General features: G+C 40.3%; 25 protein-coding genes. 23 read left to right on the top strand and 2 right to left on the bottom strand.

Features of this window, described 5'->3' with window-relative positions; all coding sequences use genetic code 11:
- Positions 1–120: 120 nt before the first annotated feature.
- Complete coding sequence (locus tag AB4496_RS06445; RefSeq protein WP_029189208.1) at positions 121–336, bottom strand: helix-turn-helix domain-containing protein; 216 nt, start codon at positions 334–336, stop codon at positions 121–123.
- Between the two features lie 742 nt (positions 337–1,078).
- On the opposite strand from AB4496_RS06445, the gene AB4496_RS06440 reads away from it, so the two are divergent.
- The 16 genes from AB4496_RS06440 to AB4496_RS06365 all read left to right on the top strand — a co-directional run bounded on the left by AB4496_RS06440 (position 1,079) and on the right by AB4496_RS06365 (position 12,072).
- Positions 1,079–1,819: a site-specific integrase gene (locus tag AB4496_RS06440; protein ID WP_102258444.1), complete on the top strand. Its 741-nt coding sequence runs from the start codon at positions 1,079–1,081 to the stop codon at positions 1,817–1,819.
- A 26-nt stretch (positions 1,820–1,845) separates the two neighbouring features.
- Entirely contained in the window at positions 1,846–2,037 is a 192-nt protein-coding gene (locus AB4496_RS06435; protein ID WP_102258443.1) for a hypothetical protein, read from the top strand.
- Between the two features lie 78 nt (positions 2,038–2,115).
- A complete protein-coding gene (locus AB4496_RS06430; RefSeq protein WP_102258442.1) occupies positions 2,116–2,964 on the top strand; it encodes a hypothetical protein in 849 nt (282 codons plus the stop codon).
- Positions 2,965–2,980: 16 nt separating this feature from the next.
- Positions 2,981–4,057 (top strand): hypothetical protein, encoded by a 1,077-nt coding sequence (locus tag AB4496_RS06425; protein WP_102258441.1) that lies wholly within the window; start codon positions 2,981–2,983, stop codon positions 4,055–4,057.
- Between the two features lie 57 nt (positions 4,058–4,114).
- Positions 4,115–4,426 (top strand): hypothetical protein, encoded by a 312-nt coding sequence (locus tag AB4496_RS06420; RefSeq protein WP_102258440.1) that lies wholly within the window; start codon positions 4,115–4,117, stop codon positions 4,424–4,426.
- 52 nt (positions 4,427–4,478) lie between these two features.
- Positions 4,479–5,456 (top strand): RhuM family protein, encoded by a 978-nt coding sequence (rhuM, locus tag AB4496_RS06415; protein ID WP_102258439.1) that lies wholly within the window; start codon positions 4,479–4,481, stop codon positions 5,454–5,456.
- A 1-nt stretch (position 5,457) separates the two neighbouring features.
- Positions 5,458–5,733 carry a helix-turn-helix domain-containing protein gene (locus AB4496_RS06410; RefSeq protein WP_102258438.1) on the top strand — a complete coding sequence of 92 codons (276 nt, stop codon included), beginning with the start codon at positions 5,458–5,460 and terminating at the stop codon, positions 5,731–5,733.
- Positions 5,734–5,889: 156 nt separating this feature from the next.
- Positions 5,890–6,315, top strand: a complete 426-nt coding sequence (locus AB4496_RS06405) for a DUF262 domain-containing protein (RefSeq protein ID WP_170962758.1) — start codon at positions 5,890–5,892, stop codon at positions 6,313–6,315.
- 217 nt (positions 6,316–6,532) lie between these two features.
- The gene (locus AB4496_RS06400; protein ID WP_102258435.1) at positions 6,533–6,838 is read left to right on the top strand and encodes a hypothetical protein; all 306 of its coding nucleotides are present in this window, start codon (positions 6,533–6,535) and stop codon (positions 6,836–6,838) included.
- A gap of 270 nt (positions 6,839–7,108) precedes the next feature.
- Positions 7,109–7,276, top strand: a complete 168-nt coding sequence (locus tag AB4496_RS06395; protein ID WP_157936409.1) for a hypothetical protein — start codon at positions 7,109–7,111, stop codon at positions 7,274–7,276.
- Positions 7,277–7,593: 317 nt separating this feature from the next.
- On the top strand, positions 7,594–8,223 hold the full coding sequence (locus tag AB4496_RS06390) for a hypothetical protein (protein WP_102258434.1): 630 nt from the start codon (positions 7,594–7,596) through the stop codon (positions 8,221–8,223).
- A gap of 37 nt (positions 8,224–8,260) precedes the next feature.
- The gene (locus tag AB4496_RS06385) at positions 8,261–9,337 is read left to right on the top strand and encodes a hypothetical protein (RefSeq protein ID WP_102258433.1); all 1,077 of its coding nucleotides are present in this window, start codon (positions 8,261–8,263) and stop codon (positions 9,335–9,337) included.
- Between the two features lie 70 nt (positions 9,338–9,407).
- Positions 9,408–10,463: a hypothetical protein gene (locus tag AB4496_RS06380; protein WP_102258432.1), complete on the top strand. Its 1,056-nt coding sequence runs from the start codon at positions 9,408–9,410 to the stop codon at positions 10,461–10,463.
- Positions 10,464–10,591: 128 nt separating this feature from the next.
- The gene (locus tag AB4496_RS06375; RefSeq protein WP_102258431.1) at positions 10,592–11,038 is read left to right on the top strand and encodes a hypothetical protein; all 447 of its coding nucleotides are present in this window, start codon (positions 10,592–10,594) and stop codon (positions 11,036–11,038) included.
- A 267-nt stretch (positions 11,039–11,305) separates the two neighbouring features.
- The gene (locus AB4496_RS06370) at positions 11,306–11,653 is read left to right on the top strand and encodes a hypothetical protein (protein WP_102258429.1); all 348 of its coding nucleotides are present in this window, start codon (positions 11,306–11,308) and stop codon (positions 11,651–11,653) included.
- Between the two features lie 152 nt (positions 11,654–11,805).
- A complete protein-coding gene (locus AB4496_RS06365) occupies positions 11,806–12,072 on the top strand; it encodes a hypothetical protein (protein WP_102258428.1) in 267 nt (88 codons plus the stop codon).
- A gap of 471 nt (positions 12,073–12,543) precedes the next feature.
- On the opposite strand, the gene AB4496_RS06360 is transcribed toward AB4496_RS06365, so the two are convergent.
- Positions 12,544–13,863, bottom strand: coding sequence for a trypsin-like serine protease (locus tag AB4496_RS06360; protein ID WP_102258427.1), 1,320 nt, complete (start codon positions 13,861–13,863; stop codon positions 12,544–12,546).
- 292 nt (positions 13,864–14,155) lie between these two features.
- Here AB4496_RS06360 and AB4496_RS06355 point away from each other — a divergent pair, with 292 nt between their 5' ends.
- The 7 genes from AB4496_RS06355 to AB4496_RS06325 all read left to right on the top strand — a co-directional run.
- Positions 14,156–15,343 (top strand): hypothetical protein, encoded by a 1,188-nt coding sequence (locus AB4496_RS06355; RefSeq protein WP_102258426.1) that lies wholly within the window; start codon positions 14,156–14,158, stop codon positions 15,341–15,343.
- A 9-nt stretch (positions 15,344–15,352) separates the two neighbouring features.
- The gene (locus tag AB4496_RS06350) at positions 15,353–16,723 is read left to right on the top strand and encodes a hypothetical protein (RefSeq protein ID WP_102258425.1); all 1,371 of its coding nucleotides are present in this window, start codon (positions 15,353–15,355) and stop codon (positions 16,721–16,723) included.
- A gap of 11 nt (positions 16,724–16,734) precedes the next feature.
- Positions 16,735–18,027: a hypothetical protein gene (locus tag AB4496_RS06345; protein ID WP_102258424.1), complete on the top strand. Its 1,293-nt coding sequence runs from the start codon at positions 16,735–16,737 to the stop codon at positions 18,025–18,027.
- 384 nt (positions 18,028–18,411) lie between these two features.
- A complete protein-coding gene (locus AB4496_RS06340; RefSeq protein ID WP_102258423.1) occupies positions 18,412–19,356 on the top strand; it encodes a DNA replication terminus site-binding protein in 945 nt (314 codons plus the stop codon).
- Between the two features lie 5 nt (positions 19,357–19,361).
- On the top strand, positions 19,362–19,754 hold the full coding sequence (locus tag AB4496_RS06335; protein ID WP_133151987.1) for a hypothetical protein: 393 nt from the start codon (positions 19,362–19,364) through the stop codon (positions 19,752–19,754).
- Between the two features lie 8 nt (positions 19,755–19,762).
- Positions 19,763–20,221 (top strand): hypothetical protein, encoded by a 459-nt coding sequence (locus tag AB4496_RS06330; protein ID WP_102258421.1) that lies wholly within the window; start codon positions 19,763–19,765, stop codon positions 20,219–20,221.
- A gap of 4 nt (positions 20,222–20,225) precedes the next feature.
- Positions 20,226–20,485 (top strand): hypothetical protein (locus AB4496_RS06325; protein ID WP_372130701.1); only part of this gene is annotated, 260 nt, incomplete at its 3' end.

The following is a 20,485-nucleotide window of genomic DNA, read 5'->3' as shown; positions in this document are numbered from 1 at the left end:
AAATGCAAGCCTTTCAGCCTCTTGACTTTTGCGCCACTCTTCGTGTGATTGTTCCATTTTTCCCTTATCTGGATAATAAAAAACCCACTGTAAACAGTGGGCTAGTGAGGTGATTGATTGTTACAGCTTGAGACCGATACTTTTTAAATACTCGATATGACTCTCGTACTTTTTTATGTGTCGGGTTCCTGTGTTGGGTGAAATTCCAAACCGTTTTTCAGCCTCATATACAGATGAAACCTTATTGCTTAAAACGGCTTCTACTAACTGCCTTTGCTCCTCTCTTTTAAAAAGGTGCTCTAGGATTAATTTGAGTTGTTTGTTGTTTGGGTGCATTTGATTCTGAATGTTAATAAGCCCCATAAGGGGCTTATTTTAGAAGAGGATGAAGCCTAAAGTTAAACCTGAAACCATGATAACAACAGAAGTCAGCATCATGTGATTCTCTATCCACTTATCCATGAAATCACCTCCTTAGCTAAGTCTAATTTGATGAAACCGCCAATAGTTAACCAGATTATAAGCCAACGTTGGCAAAAGCCAAACGTCTTTAAGCGTATCTCTGAGTTAATACCTCGTATCTGTGCCTTTTCAAGCTCAGACGTGACAGGCGTAGCATTGTTGCCCTCACTCATAACCACCTCACATTGTTAAAGAACTAGGTCGTTTCTGACCATGAATGTATACTATCAATTATATGATAGTATTGCAAGCGTTTTTTTGATAGCAAACACAAAGCCATTTCCGCAATTGCCACCATATTTCGGCTTTGTTCTGTGACTTTAAAGAGCCAGTTTTATCTTTGGCTTCGATTATTTGAGGTAGTGCTATGTGTGTAAATCCTTATTTATTAATGAATACGCACACACGTTAGCAGTGGGATAAGCTTAATTCAGCGAACTAGGCTTTGTTTGGTGGGGCTTTAAGGGAAAACTAAGAGATGTTTTTCTGAAAAACGGCCAGCAGCGTGATTTTCCTACACGCAGGACTTAACTAGTTGGTTTTGTGACCAAAACTTACCACTTGCTCTATTACGAAGAGTAGTAACGCGCTACAATGTGCATTATTGGTTGTAAAAATGCGTGATATTGTGAAAGGTAGACCACCGACTAGAGCCGAGTACAACAAGATCCTCAAGGTCAGTATTAACAGAACGAACAAATGGAGCATCATCGGCAAGCTAGTGATACAGCTAATGAGCTGCGCTGCACTCCGAGAAATTGAAATAGCAAACTTGATGGTACAAGACCTTGTGGCAGCAAACGGTGATTTGCATGAGCTATTTATTTTAGATGCTGACAGAACATATAACGGAAAAGAGCGCCCCATATTGCTAAATGATGATCTCAAGAAAACGTTAGAGCAGTATTTGGCTTTACTGCGGTCAGAGGGGGTTCTTAGTTCACCCAACCGAAGTTACTTGAGCTTAATGCCAACAGCATTGTTAATCATCAATCCACTGACATTTAAGCCTTTTGGGTTGCAAAAACGTGGAGTTAGGGGAGACAAAATCGCTTACAGTTCAACGCACTTAAACAAGTTTGTCGATGGAATTATTCACTCTGCAAAACTTAGTGATGTTGGGATTACACGTAAGTCCCTGCACAGGCTGTTTCTGATCGAAGCGTACAAAAGCGATATTGGCCTTAGAGATATTTCTACTATAAGTGGTTTCTCGGTTGACAGCATAAAGAAGGCGATAGCTATGGATGTGGGGCAATATGCGCCAATTCACGAATGGTTTACTAAACGTGATGAGGCAGCCAAGAGGCGGCTAAATCGCATGAGACAGGTTAGAAAGTGGACATTCGCGGATTAACAAAAGACGACATTTGAGGTGACGTTATGGTTAAGTTACAAGTCTTTCTATTGGCAATTATCGCTACAGCACTCTGTAGTATCGCATTTAACTATAAGCTCAATTCTGAACAAAATTCCGAGTTGCTTGAGCTATCTATTGTCGAAAAAAAACTAACTTTGAAGCAGATTGAACTCGAAGTAAAAAAGCTTGAGCAAGACCTTGTTCTTGTTGAGTAAAAGAAAAAGCAAGTTGTTATGGCGATCCTAAAACGAAACCCTGCACTTTCTCAATCAGTAAGGCCAAAGGAGCGACCTATGAGAGATGATCCTATAAAAAATGAAGCTGAAATAGCAGATGTAGCCAAGGTATTTCTTGAGTTGAGTAACTGGTCTTTGTATCCAGAGGTAGTTATCGATCTATTTAATGGTCGCCCTGACTTTATTGGAGTAAAAGGGAGTCTATGCCAGGTTATTGAGTGCAAAAAAACGTTGAGCTATCCGGTTATCGAACAGTTAGCTAGGTGGCAAATTGATGCGGAAAAAAGAAAGGAATGGCATCGAAAAGGGTATGAACAAAAGATCGCGGTTCCCCACTTATTGATAGCATTCGTAAGTCGAACAAACGGGTCAATGTCCGATCTTAAAAAAATCATGCTAGAGCAATACCGAATTGGTGTTTACTCAATATCTAAGCGGCCTAACATGAGGACTCGCAATATACAATCTCAACCATATATCAGCATAAGTGATGAGCGGTATTGGACTATCGTATGGGGAAGCTATGAGTACACTATTCATCAAGATGTTGCACCTAAAATTCAACACGGCTCTCGTAAAACAGCCCATCGCATAATTGAATTGTTGAATGATGACATGCGCTGCGCTCAAGCTGGTGTTAAAGGCGGGGAGACCGATTACATGACACCATTCAAGAGAACCATGAATAGAGTCAGAGCGGTGCTTGAAGATGGAAAAGAGCTTCACATACAACACATAATAAATGACATTAGGCCGCTTGGAGGACATCACTATGTGAGTGACAAAGTGGCAATGGCAAGTATCTCAAAATTTATTGATAAGTTTGAGATAGCAAAGCGAACTAGAGAATACGGAGCGTGGTTCGTCATTGAAAATCATGAACCATCGAATGAAAAATCCATATAGGTAAAGGAGTAGTGGAATGAACTCAAATAGCTATCATCCAATATGGTATCAGCGCAATCGCCCTTTTTCTAAAAAGGCAAAGCACACCATTAGTCAGTTTGGTTTTAGTGGCAACTCCATCCAAACTATTCAAGCGACAATCAGCAGAGAATGGAACGCAGCTCTTGAGCAGGGGAAGATACATAAAGATAGTATCAGTACCGACCTTATGCCAGAAATTAGCTTGGCTATGTACTATGGTGCTTTTGCTGCAAATGGTCACAACCTATTTTCGTTTACTGATCGCATAGGTGAAATGCTTTCAAATACTAAAGCCTCAGAAGTGCCGATTAGTGCATTACAGTCGCCTTATCCTTACTACTTTGTTCAATTCCATAAAGCGGTTTCTTGGGGAAACTTAGAAATCACAGGTGCATATATCGTAGATGTTCCAACATTATTGCAAGTATGCCTTGTTCTGAAACCACTCAACGATTCATCACACTGGATGGCCTCACCATCCGGTTACTTCTATTTGCCACTCTCTAAAGAATCTGACACATCATTGGGCGACATTATCCAACAAACGATTGATTCAGAAATTGCTAGTAAATGGGAACACGCTACCAAATCAATGCCGATTGAAGATCCCGCAATCATAGATTTGAGAGAGCAACGAGCTAAGCGAGAAACAATGGATCTAAGTAGTGGTAGACAAGCAATTCAACAGGCAATGGAGTATTTGGCTAATTGTCTTTGCTATCTCTCATCACACCGTTTATTGGAAACAGAATTTCCATCAGATGCGCCGAAATCATTATTAGACAAACTGAATAATGCTAAAACGACAAAGCAAAAACAAAAAGCAGAAAGCCAATTGAAGTCAATGGGGTACTTGCCTGTAACTTATATTCGACTTGACTTAGATGAATCGACAATAAGTACAGGTAAAGGGGATGGTACGAGTAAAAAACAACACTGGCGTAGAGGACATTGGCGCAATCAACGCAAAGGACAGTCTTTGTCGATTTCTGAATTAATTTGGATTAAACCTACTCTGGTGGGCGATGCCGATAGTGATGAAGATGATGTTCGAGAATACCGTTTAACGTGATAGGAAAACGTTGCGCACAAAAGTTAGCCAAATGTTCAAGTAACACTGAGGTTAGATATGCGATATTTATTAGTTACTGGGCATAAATACCCTAAGTTTTACAAGGTAGACGGTTCAATCGTGGAAATTGAACTCAATTACGTGGATGAGAAAGTATTTTCATCAATGGATGAAACGGGCAAGTTAACCCATAGACAAATCGGAGGTACACAGCCTTGCGTTGATGGTCATTGGCTAGTGGATTCTGTTGAAGAAGCTTTAAGTAGTCTTGAAACGAAAGACGTATATCCATTCGTTTCTAAAGCAGCAGCGAAAGAGAACGCAAAGCGGTTAGGTTTAAAGACCTTTAAATATATAGCTGTGCCATAAAACGATTGAAACAAGTACGCAAATGGACTTTTCAGGATTAAAAGGTTAGATAATGAGCAATTCAGTGATCGACATATTCGAATCAAAAGATGGTGAAATCAGACTTGAGGTTAACGTCGAAAGCGACACAACATGGCTTTCACAAGCTCAGATTTGTCATCTGTTTGGTCGTGAACGTTCTGTTATTACCAAGCACGTAAATAACGTCTTCAAGGAAGGTGAGCTTGAAGAAAAAAGCAATGTGCAAAATATGCACATTGCTAATTCAGACAAACCTGTGAAGTTTTATAGCTTGGATGTTGTAATCTCCGTTGGTTATCGAGTTAAGTCAAAAGTTGGCGTTCAGTTTAGGCAGTGGGCAACCAAACTACTCAAGGAGTATTTGATTCGAGGCTATGCCATTGACAGCAGTCGTCTTGAGTCAAATGCTCAGGAATTAGAGGCCGCAATCAAGTTAATTCAACGTTCAGTCAAGTCGCCAGAGCTAACTTTAAGTAGTAGTCGTGGCATCGTAGATATCATCAGTCGCTATACCTCTACCTTTTTATGGCTTCAACGATATGACGAAGGTTTATTAACTGAACCTAGAGGTATTCAAGGTGGTGAGTTTCCATCAACGGAAGTCGCGCTACAGGCTCTTTCAGAGCTTAAAGTCGATCTTATGGCTAAAGGTGAGGCCACCGAGTTATTTGCGCGTGACAGAGGTGCTGGTGGGCTTTCTAGTATCTTTGGTAACTTAAACCAGAGCGTATTTGGTGAAGATGCTTACCCGACCATTGAAAGCAAAGCTGCACACTTGCTGTATTTTTGTGTAAAGAATCATGTCTTTAATGATGGCAACAAACGGAGCGCGGCTTTTTTGTTTGCAGACTTTCTCCATCGCAATAATCGCCTCTATGATGCGGAAGGTAGTGCCGTTATCAATGATTCTGGATTGGCTGCACTAACACTGTTAGTTGCGGAGTCTGAGCCTAGTCAGAAAGACACGATTATTCGACTCATCATGAACATGCTTGCGGTAGAGAAGTGAAATGCAGAACAAAACACGTAGCGGAATTGCTAACTACAAACGTCTGTACTTACTTTCTTTGATAGATAGTGGGGTAAATACAGTTCCTTTGTTAGAAGCTAAAACTGGCATGGGTAGACGTACAATTCAGGCTTTAATAAAGTCATTGGTAGACCTTGATGTAGAACTTAATCGAGTTGGTTCAGATCGTACTGGTTGGTATGAAATAACGAGTTGGGGGTTTATTTCGAAAGAGTATATCCAAATTAATTTACAGCACATTAAAGGTGTGTTGTAATGTGTCTATTGATTTGTTTTATTAAGAGACTAGTAACCTATGTTTATTCCACAACGACAACCACTAGGCCAGCATCGAGCTTTTAATGTCGAGCATTTAGTTTATATACAGAAACGCTCGGATGAGCGTGAATGTGGTTGGTCTAAAAGATATGTTATGGGTTTACCACTCCCTGCCTGGCAACGTCCCTATGAATGGGATGAAGTGCAGCAACAGCGTTTGATCGAGTCAATCTATTTAGACCTGTATCACGGCGTTTACGTTCTTAATGCTAACGATTATGAAGGCTCTGAAGGTAAGCCTAGAAAGTTCTCGGGAGCGCTCTTAGATGGTCAACAACGGATCACCACAATTGAAAAGTACCTCAACGATGAGTTTAAGGTATTTGGTGCGTATTGGTCAGAGTTAACAAAAGGCGAAAAACGTAGATTCTTAAATGCTCCCTTTAACTGTATCGAAGTAAATATCTGGGATGAAAATGAACTGCGTCAACTATCAGACCGATTAGCGTTCGGTGGTACGGCTCACAAAGATGAGTATCGAGCTACCCAAGGCTATAACTACCAAGAAACTAATGTCTAATGGGAACTTAAATTGAAGAACAAGGCCATCAAGCAATGGATTTGTGATTATTGTAAGCAGCAAAACATCAAAGATGCGCCTCACATGCAGTTTAAATTTGCTACGTATTCATCGGGGAAACGAGCTTTTTCATATAGTTTCAATGGCAAGCGCTGGTGGCCTGTTAGTTACGAGGAACCTGTCAGTATTTTGGGAAAAGTAGATTAGGGAATTTCAAATGATCCGTGAGTATATTTATATTGAAGAAGGTGAAGTGAAAGAGGGTTTATCACATAAACTCTGTGCGCCAGTCTCATTTTGTCGAGACAAGAAACCATACCGATTATGGTCATTACCCCATTTCCGCTGTAAAGACATTAAGCCTCCTAAAAGCCTTCCTTTAATTCACGGTGGCTCAGCATTTTTAGAAGATCAACTAAGGGACTGGTCAGTACGTCAAGACCGCTTGTTCTATCGAGGTCAATTTGTTGAAGGGAACATTTGGCTAGCGATTGAATATGAAGAAACTGCCGTCCAGTCGTAATAGTTAAGAGCATCGCCACTACCAAACAGCAATGGAATTGATATGGCAACCACGATTCTACAACAAGGAATAAGCAGTGAAACCATTTATTAAACAAGTTATTGATCCTGCATCGAACGCGAGTCTTTTTAGCAAGAAATGTCGATCAAAACGAGTACCCAAGTGCTCAGGGGATCGAGTCGGTACACGTACCGCTTATCGTATGGCAATGAAGCGTGATTTGATTCGCTCATCGAACACTTAACCAACGTGGGAAACGTGGAAAACGATATGACTTTCGCAGAGGCCAAGAACAGTCACCCTGAATACGGGGGGATCTTAGATAGAATTGCATTCCTGGCGGCTCTCGATAGAGGTCTTTCTGAGGCTGAAGACGCAGAACTAGCGAATCTGCACGTACAAGATGCTGAATGGCGAAATCTCCTTAACTTAACGTAGGAAAAATCGAGCTTGTGCAAAAGGCATTGAAATAGCTGAATTTAGCGCCTTTGACAGAAGTAATTAACTAAAGGGAATAGCGATGAAGTTTGTGAACGTAGATAGAATTGCCAGCGCGATGGCAGAACTTATAGAAAACTACTCCTGGGGTGGAGCTTGCTATGCCTCTACAGCAATTATGCACACTACCCTGAAATTGGCTGGTATCGAAACTACTCCTTGCTTAGGTTACGTATCATAAATTAACGACGATGGAATGTAATAAAGGTGACGTACTGTGCGCTAGAACGGGCGTCCAATCGTAATAGGAAAAGGATATGCGAGTAGGAAGTGTAAATATAGTTGACTTGTTTGCAAGCACAGATTGGTGCTTAAGAAAGAGCTTTCCAAATGACTACGATATCAGGTGTTTATATAGTGCTTGTGCGATACATACCATCCTGTTAAATGCAGGTGTAAAGTCCAGTATTGTCGGTGGAAATGTGGGCGTATTTACTATGTCTATCGATGGCCGTGATGCTCGTTTAGAGGGCTTTAGAGGATTTACATCAGAACAACCAAGCCACTTTTGGGTTGAAACACAGGGGTACATTCTCGATCCGAATACAACCTATCTACCCAAAGGTTCTCGCATGGATGCAGTAGAAATGCCCATGATTGTTTGGGATAAATCGGAAGTTTTACCGAAGTATCTTCAATATGAAGAGACAATTCGCTATATGGAGGACGCGCAATACTGTCTTCCAGATGACATTGCCAACCGAATTAAAACATTCATTGAGGACTGCAGTAAAAGGTACTTTTCGCGAGCAGCAAAGAAAAAGTTGCCTACTTGGATACTGACTTCTAAGCATGGTTTAAACGATGCTGCTAGGTCTGGTGATAGATGGGCTAAAGGTGCTTTGCGTTTCGAGTCGCTGAGTTCAGTACCGTCCATACCACAATAAACAACACTTTTTTGCTGACTAATGAAATGGAAAAACCATGAACTCAAATAGTTACCATCCGATATGGTATCAACGTAATCGCCCTTTTTCAAAAACGGCAAAGCACACTATTAATCAGTTTGGTTTTAGTGGTAACTCCATCCAATCTATTCAAGCGGCAATCAGTCGAGAATGGAATGCTGCTCTTGAGCAGGGGAAGATACATAAAGATAGTATTAGTATCGACCTTATGCCTGAAATTAGCTTGGCTATGTACTATGGTGCTTTTGCTGCAAATGGTCACAACCTATTTTCGTTCACTGATCGTATAGGTGAAATGCTTTCAAACACTAAAGCCTCAGAAGTACCAATTAGCGCATTAAAGTCGCCTTACCCTTACTACTTTGTGCAATTCCATAAATCTGTTTCGTGGGGAAACCTAGAGATTACAGGCGCATATATCGTAGATGTTCCAACGCTATTGCAAGTATGCTTAGTCATCAAACCACTCAACGGTTCATCTCACTGGATGGCATCGCCATCAGGTTACTTCTATTTGCCACTCTCTAAAGAATCTGACACACCATTGGGCGATATTATCCAACAAACTATTGATGTAGAAATCGCAAGCAAATGGGAACTTGCTACCAAGTCAATGCCGATTGAAGATCCAGCTATCATAGATTTGAGAGAGCAACGAGCAAAGCGAGAAACAATGGATCTGAGTAGTGGTAGACAGGCTATCCAACAGGCGATGGAGTATTTAGCTAATTGCCTTTGCTACCTTTCATTACATCGTTTATTGGAAACAGACTTCCCATCAGATGCTCCGAAGTCATTAATAGAAAAACTGAGTAATGCTAAAACTCCAAAACAAAAACAAAAAGCAGAAAGCCAACTGAAGTCAATGGGGTACTTGCCTGTAACTTATATTCGACTCGACTTAGATGAATCGACAATGAGCCCAGTTAATGGGAACGCTACGAGCAATAAACAACACTGGCGTAGAGGGCATTGGCGAAATCAACGTAAAGGAGAAGCTTTGGCGGTTTCTGAATTGATTTGGATTAAACCTACTCTGGTAGGTGATGCCAATAGTGATGAAGAAAATATTCGTGAATACCGTTTAAGCTAAACGCATCGGTATAGGTTTGAAACTAACCAATGCAAAACTTTACGAGGGAAATCCGAAAGGAATTAGCCAGATGACTACACAAAATGACAGGGAACAAGTGGTATTACCTAACATCGGAGGCCTTATAAGTATTGAAGATAATCCAGTCGCTGATGCGGCACGCCGATTGGCTAGTCTAAAGTATGATATTGATACTATCGCTAGGAAAGCGCCCGAAAATATACCTAGCGACTTGCATGGCCCTGCAGCCGGAGGTGAATATGGCCCTCACTTTGGGTCTGATTTCCTGTCAAGTATTTTACCTTTTTTGCCAAGAGAATTTTCAAACGATAAACAAGTTGTAATGAATGTTCCTACTGACCACATTTTAGGTTGTAGTTGGAGAGTATGGCCAGACCCAAACATATCAACTATCGAGAAAGATGAAGTCATAGATTACATATATTCCGAATCGGGAATAATAGATACATTCTATACTTACATACCAGAACTCAGTTTATTCTTGGCTGGAGAAGGCAAGAATAGAGTAAACTTTTGCCGCTATCATAATATCCCTCACATACCTGCTCGCGTAATGATCAAGAACTACCCTGAAGCGAACAGAATCAAAATTTTCACACTCAATATGGCGTGGGGGACTGATGTATGGGCAGTATTGGACGATCGGTTTATCAAAAAAGTCAGTCACTTTGCATATGCTCTTCCGATGTTACGAGCCTATGGAGTCTCGATACTAGACGTTTGGCCTGAAGAATGGCCTTCAGCACTAGAATTGGTGAGTCACTCCGTTGATATTAAAAATAATTCTGGACTGATAGATATAAAGTTAGTGATAGACCGAATCAACATTACTGAGGAAGTAAGCCAATATAATGCTCAATCGGATCGATGTGGTCTTTGGCGTACCAAACACTCCATAAAAAATGTAATATTTTTTGCGATTGGAGCAATGCTATCGGGTGTTGTGGTGTACGAGACTAATAGAACTAGCAATGACATTTTAAACACAGCATCAATGGCAATTATGGCTTTCGCAAGCGGGGTGCTTTTTATGGCAATAGCTCCAATTATAAAATGTTCCCGCTCAGATCTAGCTTCTAAGTTTCAAGTAAAGGGAAAGAAGTAAAGTAAAGGTTATTTTGTAGTTCTAGTGACTTCTTTCTGGACAACTACATCCCTCTATATGGACTGTGAGTAACATTGAAAGCTCAAAATAGAGTGGGACCAAGAAATCAATTCAAAGGAATAAACTACATGTTAATTAAATATTCGGCGTTAGTGTTAACCGTGGCTTTGTCAGCACCTTCGATAGCAGCTTCATCAAGTAATGAAAATGATTTGGGTTTTGAGGGCTACTTGTTAGCATTAGGAACAATGGCACCTAATAGAGCCAAGTTTACTGTAATGCATAAAGACTTCGTCGAAAGTAAATGTGCCTCTAAGCTTACTATTACATCTGTTAATTCAACTGGGTTCCAAAGCATTATTACAGCGCTAGAAGCTGCTGAAAGAATGACAAACACAGGTCTTGAAAAAGACACCCTTCTTGGGGTTGTAATGACATCTGTTATGTCACATACATCATGCAAGAGTTTTAGTTCGGATTTTGAAGCCCTGACCAATGACAAGCTTATTACACAGGGTTATCCAAAATTTACAAAATTCATAAGAACCTGGGCTGATATTACTAAAGATTTTTAGGATGGGAAATTCGTGAACGAAGAAGGACGATTATTTAATATTTATGCTCGAATGGCGCTTGGCGTACTAGTTAGCATTGGTACTGGTGTGTATGGGTATTATTCGAGCGATAACACCTGGATGATTACATCTAGTGTTTTCGTGGTTGTAGTACTGGGTATCGGCTTAATTCAGTACATTACTTTTATTCGTGAAATTAACAGATCACTAAAGTAGGAAGCATGTACCAAGGCTGGGTGATTAAATTAAACAAGGAGTTCATTAAATATGCGATTAAAATCTATTCTAGCCGCTATTGCGGTCTTAGCCTTTTCGCCTCAATTGGCCTACGCACAAACGTCAGCTTTTAGTAAGAAACCTACTAAAGTTCAAGCGAATCAGGTGCTAGTCACATTGCCAAACAAATATGATGGTTCTGACATCCTTAAGGTCGAGATTAACGATTTAAGTTACTTAAGTGTTCACTATCGCAATAAGACCACTGGTAAAGAAGATAGTGTTTGGTGTGCTGAATATACTAACTCTGGTCTTAAGAAAACTCATAACGCTTCAAAACCTATCACAAAACCGCTTTGTGATGCTGGTATTGCTGCTTTCAAGAAAGCTACACAATAAACGATAAATGAACATTACGGTAACGCAAAGCAATAGTGGCAATTTACTAGTAAAGGTCGGCTGTATGCTGAGGAATTACATTCTTACAGAATGCGACCTAAACGGACTTACACTAAAAAAATCAATTAATTAGGAAATAGGAGATAAGTAAAATGACCGTTATTTCGCAATTTATCCATGCCGGAGATGTAGGAGCACAAGAAACAGCCAATGCTAATGGTTACAAGGTGACTGCTGAAAGTTCGCTTAAAGGGTACGCTCGGTTGAACATAGAGTGCTTGGCACCTGACAGTGATGAGCCGGTGAATTCTCAAGGTGTAGACTTAACCGCTAGTGAGTGCAGGGCAGTGGCAAAAATGCTGGAAGGTTGTGCGATTGTTTTAGAGGCTGAGTCTAGTACGGACACTGACAAAGTATAAGTCGAGCCCCGTATTTTGAAGACTCAATTGATGTAAAAAAATAAGTTTTTTTACAAAATCATTAATTTGGAAAACGAGATGTCAGGACAAGAGAAATATTTAACAGAACTACTGGAAGACGTAAGAAGCCTAGTAGAGTCTCATCCGTCAACTTCACCGCTAAGAAAACAGCTAGTTAATTTGCTGAATCGTAAGAATCATACTAACGACCAACCTTTTAAGGTGCGCCAGCATAAATAGGAAATCGTATTATGAAGAAAGGTATTGAACTGGCAGCAGAGCTAATTCTGCATAAGAACATTGTACCCACTTACTGTAGCTCAAGAAACCCTGTTAGAGATGCGCCACTTTAGTCAGCTAGGTTCGAGTCAGATATGGCTTGTAAAAAACTCAGCATTTTTTAATTGAAATTTCCAATAAAAAAGCCCAACACTAAATTATATAGTGTTGGGCTAGATCATAAATTTTTAATTAAGCTTTTCGGCGCAACCATCCAAAACTCATAAGAGCGAGCATTGAAAATAAGCCCATAGACCCACCCGAACCACCACTAGGTGCTGCAGCGGGAGTGCTTTTAGTGGTTGGTTTAACACTTATTTTAAGTGGTACTGACTCCCCGTTACCCATATCTATAGATGCGGTGAATGTTGACGTAATACCAACACCTTTCGGATCAAATGAAGCCGTCATTAAACAACCTTGTTTAGCATCAAGGATTCCAACACAGCCTGCAACAACAGCACTAAACTGTCCCGTAGGATCAACAAGCGTTGGCGCAAGATTAACACTTGATCCAGAGAAGTTTTGAATAGCTACAGTGAATGCTTGAGTTGAGCTATCACCACTGGTTACTTGCTTATGTGCGTTAGGGTAGATAACTTTATTAATTGCAGAGGCAATATGATCCATAGAATATGTAAAGTGCTGAAAAACGTCTTTGTTTGACCAAGCACTTGATGAAGCAATTGCAAGGATCTTGTTGTCATGTGAAAGAGGAGTACCACTATCGCCAGCTCCTAATTCAGTAGTCCCTACATTCCATAGTTCAACTGTGTCGTATCCATCCCAGTAACAAATATCACCTGTAGTCCCATTGTATGTAGTCGCTAGGCAAACAATGGGAATATCAACACCTACTTCTGCGTCATACACGTCACCAAACCCCTTACCTTCAGTTCGTGCTTGATGCCATGAGTTGTTCGTTTTAAATTGCGAAGTTTGCATGATGCTCGGTGCTGAACCCGAACTATCGATACCAAACCCACGAAAGGTCATCTTTGTATCTAACGGCAAATTATTTGTTTTGGTACCAAAATCATACAGAGGAGATAGAATAGCGCCTGTACTGTGACCAATTTTAGAATCTAATTTCAAAAGCGCCCAATCTTTATTGACTTTTGAATCTTTCAATGAGTATCCAGTCAAGCCACTGTCAGCCGCAAGTAAAGTAGCGAATCGAGCATCCGTGTTGGCCACCCAATCAGCTGCTAAACCCGAATCTTCCCCCGTTTTTACAATGGTATATCCTACAGAAGCCGTGGTTTCATTCTTGATACTTTGGCCATACTTCATAATACCTGTCGAACCAATACCACCAACCAGACAGTGTTTTGCTGTAAGGAAATACTCGGAACCGATTAACGCTCCACCACAATTTGAACCGTTAAAGTCAACTTTAAGAACATAATCTTGGTAAGTTGACGAAGACACATTTGTGCCATTGACAACAGCAACTGCAGGTAACGATGCTAGCACAGATATAGCTAGGAAAGAGGCTTGAAGACGTTTCATAATTAATCCTTAATTGAACAGTTCGTATACTTATACTTTATGTGTTCACTATAACACCCCCCTATGCAGTCCTACACAGGAATTGGAAAAAAATACTATATAGTGTAAAAAAATTAGTTAATTGAGAGTGTTGTAGGTTAGCTAACAAGAAATAGTTGAGGATAATTGTAAAAATTTTAGGATTGCAAGAATATAATGTATACTGTAATGCATTAAAATCTTGTGTTGACTTGCGGTGTGTTAAACGGTGATGCGGCAACATTTCATATAACTTACTCGTCAGGGGTGATCTATGAAATTTCGCATAAAACCGATAGCATTAAGCATGTTATTCGGGCTAATTGCGGCTTCATCAATGCCAGTACTAGCAAACAGCCTCCAAGCACAAAATAAGGCTTTAACAACTCATACAAGCCACCAGCAAACTACACGTTTAACAAAAGATATTGTCAAGCGTGTAATTACAGGTGTTCAGCAATACTACATATCAAATAGTGGCACTTGGCCAACTGCGTTAGCAGATATCTCAACATTCTATTCAGGTAGCTTTATTACACCGGCAGGAACTATTACCGGTTCACCGACACCTACCGGGTTTAATTTAACTGTAAGCGTTAGAAGCAGTGATAAAAATTTGATTACCATGCTTAACGCGATGGCTTCTAAGAATGCCGGAACTCTAACAGGTAACATTCTCAATTTTCCAATAGCCTCGCCTAACCAATACGCCCCACTAAATAACATCATCTCACGATTTGAAGATGTCCAAGGAGGGGGGGAACGAAACAAACTCCACGCTGCAGTCAACATGAACGGCAATGATATTACTGGAATAGATAACACAAACATTCAAACAGCAAACGTAGTCAACGCCACGATAAAAACGAGCCTCGCAACTAATTTGAATGTCGTCAATGCCAACATTACGGAACAAACTGTAGGTACAGAATTAGTAACTCAGTTAAATGCTGATGTCGCTAATTACAAAACGACAGGAATCACAACACTGGTAAACAATGGTGTAATTAATTCAACTCCCAGGATCGATGTCTCTAAAGTTAACGCTGGAGGTTACAATGTTATTGCTAATGGCGGCGTGATTAAATACCAAGGTCAAGACGTAACGCACCGCTATCTAGGTATTAATTCTAAGGCGGATGACAGTCTAAGGTTAGGTGGCGTAGATGGAGCAAGGTTTTTACAACGCAACAAAGTAAATAATTTTCGTCACAGTCAGAAATTTAACAACTCGTTAGTTGTTAACGGCCAACTAACAACAGGAACAGTAACAGCATCCAATACAACGGTGAATGGTCGAATTTATGGTAATCAAATAAAAGCCACAAGCAGAGCGACAATAAACGGTAAAAATGCTCAGTCTTACGATAATCGCTCTCGGATACACAATGTAAACAAAATTAAAGAAGTTGAAAGGAAGATTCAAAATCAAGGTACTGCCCAAATAGGCGTTTGGAACTAAGGACAGGTTATGAAACTGAAAATACTAAACTTAGTGTGCGTAATTACACTAGGTTCACTAAGCCACCATGCGCTTGCTTCCGGTGAACATCTGAGAAAACAAAATGTAACGACCGAAAACAATTTGGAACTAATTGCTGACACAAAAGTAGAACTAAAAACATTAATAAAATCACTAAATAAATACTACCAAGCTAAAGAAGCTTGGCCATCAAGCATTGCCAATATATCTAAATATTACAATGGTGACTTTAACACACCATTTGGAAAAATATCGGGTACACAAACTCTAAATGGCTACTCAGTAAGCGTTGTAACCAGTGGCCTATCCGGTAACGTACTAGCTAATTTGTCGAGCATGGTAAAAACAAGTGGCGGTTCAATGTCAGGATCGACTATTAGATATGACTTAGATGCCCCGGTATCGATGAATTTCACAGACAAAGCACTTTCTCGATATACGGACGCATCTGGTGAGAAAAACAAGATGTACGCAAATATCCTCATGAACGGGCATGATCTGAATAATGTCCAAAATGCAGGGGTAAAATCAGCTGAATTTGACACAGCCAAGATAAGCAATTCCAATTTAGATGCGGTATCTATAACTAATAGTGTAGTTGACAAAGCCTCTTTAAATGTACTTAACGTGCAGAATCAAGCAGCTCAAGACGTAACAATAACGAGGGCAAATTTAGCGACTGAGTTAACGGTTGCATCAGCATTTACAGTAGGGACTCTAGAAAATGATGGTGTCATTGCCGCTGGTGGCCATGTCGTTATAAATAATGACGGTAAAGTATTCTACGAAGGTGAAGATTTAGATACCCGCTACTTAGGCCTTGGAGTCATGGCTCAAAATGCCACAAGGCTGGATAATATTTTGGCCGCCAATTTTGCACGAAATGACAAATCCAACGTATTTAATGGTACAAATACGATCACAAGAAATGCATCAGCATCTACGACTAAATCCACTAACGTACGCGTCAAAGGAAACGCACATACCAATCAGGTGAACTCTTCAGTAGCAACGATCGGTAACGCTTATGTAGGGAATGAGTGGGCCAGCAGTACATACGCAAGGGTTGATAGAAACACTATCAACTTGGATGCGTTAAGCCGTAAATTTAATGTCAGTGGCTCATTTCCTGTTGGTCACTGGAGATTCGTAACTAGATTTGGTTATCACAATCAACCTAGAGGTCAGTCCGATTTTACTGCGATAGTTGGAGAGTTATGTAAGAAAACCGGCCAAAACGTAGTGAACGCATATCATCAACAAAACTCCTGTCACTCAGACTGGACTTCAACTCAATGTGATAACTATAACCGGCCTTCAAACACATTTTTATATGGTGAAGTTTTAACATGTCAATAGGAGCAAACACCATGAAATACATAACCGCAACGCTTGTAGTTCTATCGTTTATTTGTACTGCTCCCATAGCATACGCCGACGGTCACAAAAAAATGGAGTTTACGTCACAAGCAAATGTAAGCCTTATAACACGAACCCAAAATGAAGTAGCGAGGTTGGCTAACGCTCTTCGCAGCCATTACACAAAAAATATGGCAACATGGCCATCCTCATTAAAAGGCGTGACCAACTACAACGGGGATTTTGCAACTCCATTCGGCTCTATCACTGGAGCAATTAAAGGGTCAAAGTATCGATTAACGATCACCTTACGAACTAGCGACAAGACACAGCTGGCTTTGTTGGGGGATATGGCAGAACGAAATAATGGAGAATTAGTTGGCTCAAAATTGATTTTCGATGTGAGTGCAGACCAAACATCAGTGGCTATGCAAAGCGGATTATCTAGATTTAAGGACCCGTCAGGTGAGCTAAATACGATGCACACTAATTTGGACGTTAACAACCAAAACTTGTCAGAGATAAACCTAATAGAAGCGAAAACAGCCACAATAATTGAACTCGCTGGCACATCAGCAACAATAACCACAGCGAACACCACTAATATGGCTGCCTCTGGTGTAACGAAGATAAATAAAGACACTGTAACGAATTTGACAGCAACGGTAGCTAATTTGGACACAGCTAAGTTAAACCATGCAACTGTATCGACTTTGAATAACAAGGGAAGAACAAATGCCGATAGTGGTATGAGTGTTAATGGTGCCTTAGTATTTAGTGGAAATGGCAAGGTTTATCATAGAAATAGAGATCTGGATAATTTACTTTTAAGGAAGAATTCCACAGCAGTGGATACCAATAGAGTAAGGGGCTTGGATTCGAGTTCTTTGGCGAGAAAAGATGTAGGAAATACATTCACGGCTGACCAGCACTTTAACGCAGGACTAACCGCGTCAAATCTAACGGCTTCAACCCTTATAATGCGCAATAATCAAGCCATCAATACGTCCACATTAAATGCAGGAACAAGTCAAACAAATAACGTACGTTACGGAAATAACTATCTAACAAACGTTCAGAGTCAATCTAAAATAAATGAACAGAAGATAGCTTCTTTGCAGAGAGTAAATCTGAGTGTCATAAGGGTAGGGCATTGGGTAAAAGGGGGCAGTACGGGAAACAGAAGATTAGACCATATGGATGGGATTTGTAAAAAAGGTGATAAAGCTTACACCTCAAAAGAGGAATGCAATTATAAAGGCGAAAACTGTAGAATTTATAACACTTACTACACCTGCTTATAGTCATAAAAAACCGCTGCCATTATTGCAGCGGTTTTTGTTTATAGAAGCTACCTTGATGTAAACACAGAATCGATATAGCTGCCACTACCAACAAAACCATTCTTAATAATACTATTCACATCGCAAACAGAAACGAGTAAAATGATTTACAATGTATATTGTAAATCATTTATTTGGTAACATACTAACAATGCTAGGAGGGCTTTAATCGGCGCTTCACCCTTGCATTAAGCCTTAATCACTTGGATTTGTTGAAAATGATGCACATTTATTTCTTTTCTTCTTTTTCTTCCTTCCTTCCATTTCTCCGGCGGGTCGAGCATTGGCACTGTTGAAGTTTATAAGTCATACTCTCGTTAGTATGTAACCAATTGAGGGTCGAATATGAGTCAGTTCCAAGAAGATGTACCGGTTATCAAAACCTATGAAGAAATAAAACTTGTGGCCATTCCTAACTTACTCGACGCATTGAGTAAGTGTGAACTGATCCAGGCCCCGTTATTTGGGTTTCAAATGCCGGATAAGTTAAAACTCAAAGATCATGTCGAAGTTAATCCTCTGACTGCCGATTCTATTTCAGACATCATTGAACCGTTGCGTAATGTACTTATGCCTCACTACCGTTCGGAATCTTCGCCATACCCAACACGACTCATTGGTTTTTTACAGATAACTGGTAAGGATGAATTGGTTGCTGCAGCGAAAGAAAAAGCCGTACGACTTAATTCCCTAAAAGAGCAGTTTGGTGATCAGCTGAAGGAAATGTTTCCGAACATGAGAAAGCGCTCTACATTTCTTCGTGAACAATTTCAATCAATGAGCTCTCGGTCGGTACAGCGACAACTCATCATTGGTGATAGCAATACCGTTAAATTTACTCTTCACTGGACAGAGGCCAATACAAAAGCGGTATTTCGTGAGTACGCAGACATTCCCGACATCTTAGCTAAGTTCAATGACGACAACACCAGTATGTCTACAGTCAGCGATATGATTGATGAAAGAGTGAGTCACAATGCAAAAGATCAAATCGTCCAAATTAGCGATGTCCGAGCTCATGTTTTTGCCAACTTGAGCTATGTGAATGAAAACGGGATAAGAAAGCGCGATAAGCATCGACCTGGGTTACCACTTATCATTTTTGGTAATCAACCTATTGAGCCATGCGTTCTCGGCAATTTTAAAGCGAACTCACTAACCAAAATGAACAACAACAAATCAAAATACAAATACCACACGCTCTACGAACCACTAGGTTTGTTGCAGCGACGATTATCGGACGATGAATACCTTGAAAAATGCAAAAAAGCACAAGAAAAGGAGTCATGAACACAATGAAAAGTGATCAAGCGTTGATTTGCGCTAAAGAGACTGCAGAAGCCTTTTTTAATAGCGAAATCCCTATGGATTACATTCATGCACACATTCGAGCTAATTTCAACGAACTCGAAGAGTCCATACATCTAGAACTATATAACCTTGAGTTGGAAACGTTCAGCTGGCAATTAGGACAATGGATTACAGAGCAAAGCGATGCTGCTGAGTTAGTCACGACGAAAGCAGATATCGAAAAGGAAGTGGCAAAGCGGTGTTTGGCCAAATGGCCCGTTACTGATTCGGCGTTTGATGCATTCGTGGCGATGAACACCCACCGAAAGGCAATAAGCTCTGCTATTCACGCTAGAGAACAGCTCGCTTATCTCGATGACCTCACTTTGGTAGCGTAAGGGATAACATGAACATTAAACGGTATTTCAATAACGGTGTATGTGCTCAAGTGTCACAGCAACACAACACTAGAAAGATCATCACAGTAGCCATTGAGCTTATCCCTAGAGAGAGCGACAACAACGACTACGAAAACAAAATTTTGGTTCAACTAAAAGAGTCGGAAGTCAGTGTTCTATTAGAAACGTTGCTCTTGTATCGAGAAGAAATGTCGATTGGTAATCACGGCAGCAACAATGACAAAATGCTCACAGTACGCAATCAGAACAACGGTTTGTTCATCTTTATGCGTGAGGGGAGGAAAGAAACACAGCTTACCTTCGTAATTGATGAGGATGCTCGCTTTGAGTTATTAACGCTGGTGGCCGACGTTGTGGCGAAAAGAGATAAGATCAGCGTGAAAGATGTACTAGATTTATTACGCGCATTATCGTCACGACGCGCACAACTAAATATAAATAGGTAGCACAGTGAAGTTGAATGTAAATTTCGATAATTTGATTAAAGAAACAGCCAAAATCAAAGGATTGTGGAGTCTAGCTAGGGTTATAATTGAACAAGGGCAAAGCTACGACAATATCATTCTGACCTTATCAGAATACACGAACGATAACTCAGGCATCATTAAAAGAACAGTAGACGGACATTTGTCATTCATGATTGCCAATGAAGTTGTAGTGATTGAGAGACAACCAGGTGGTGAAACTCTCCAACCTAAGTACTTAACAAA

The organism is Vibrio sp. 10N.222.46.A1 (assembly GCF_041473595.1).
Lineage (GTDB): Bacteria > Pseudomonadota > Gammaproteobacteria > Enterobacterales > Vibrionaceae > Vibrio > Vibrio tasmaniensis_A.
Note: the sequence above shows the minus strand (reverse complement) of the source record. Positions and strands in the feature narration are given on the sequence as shown.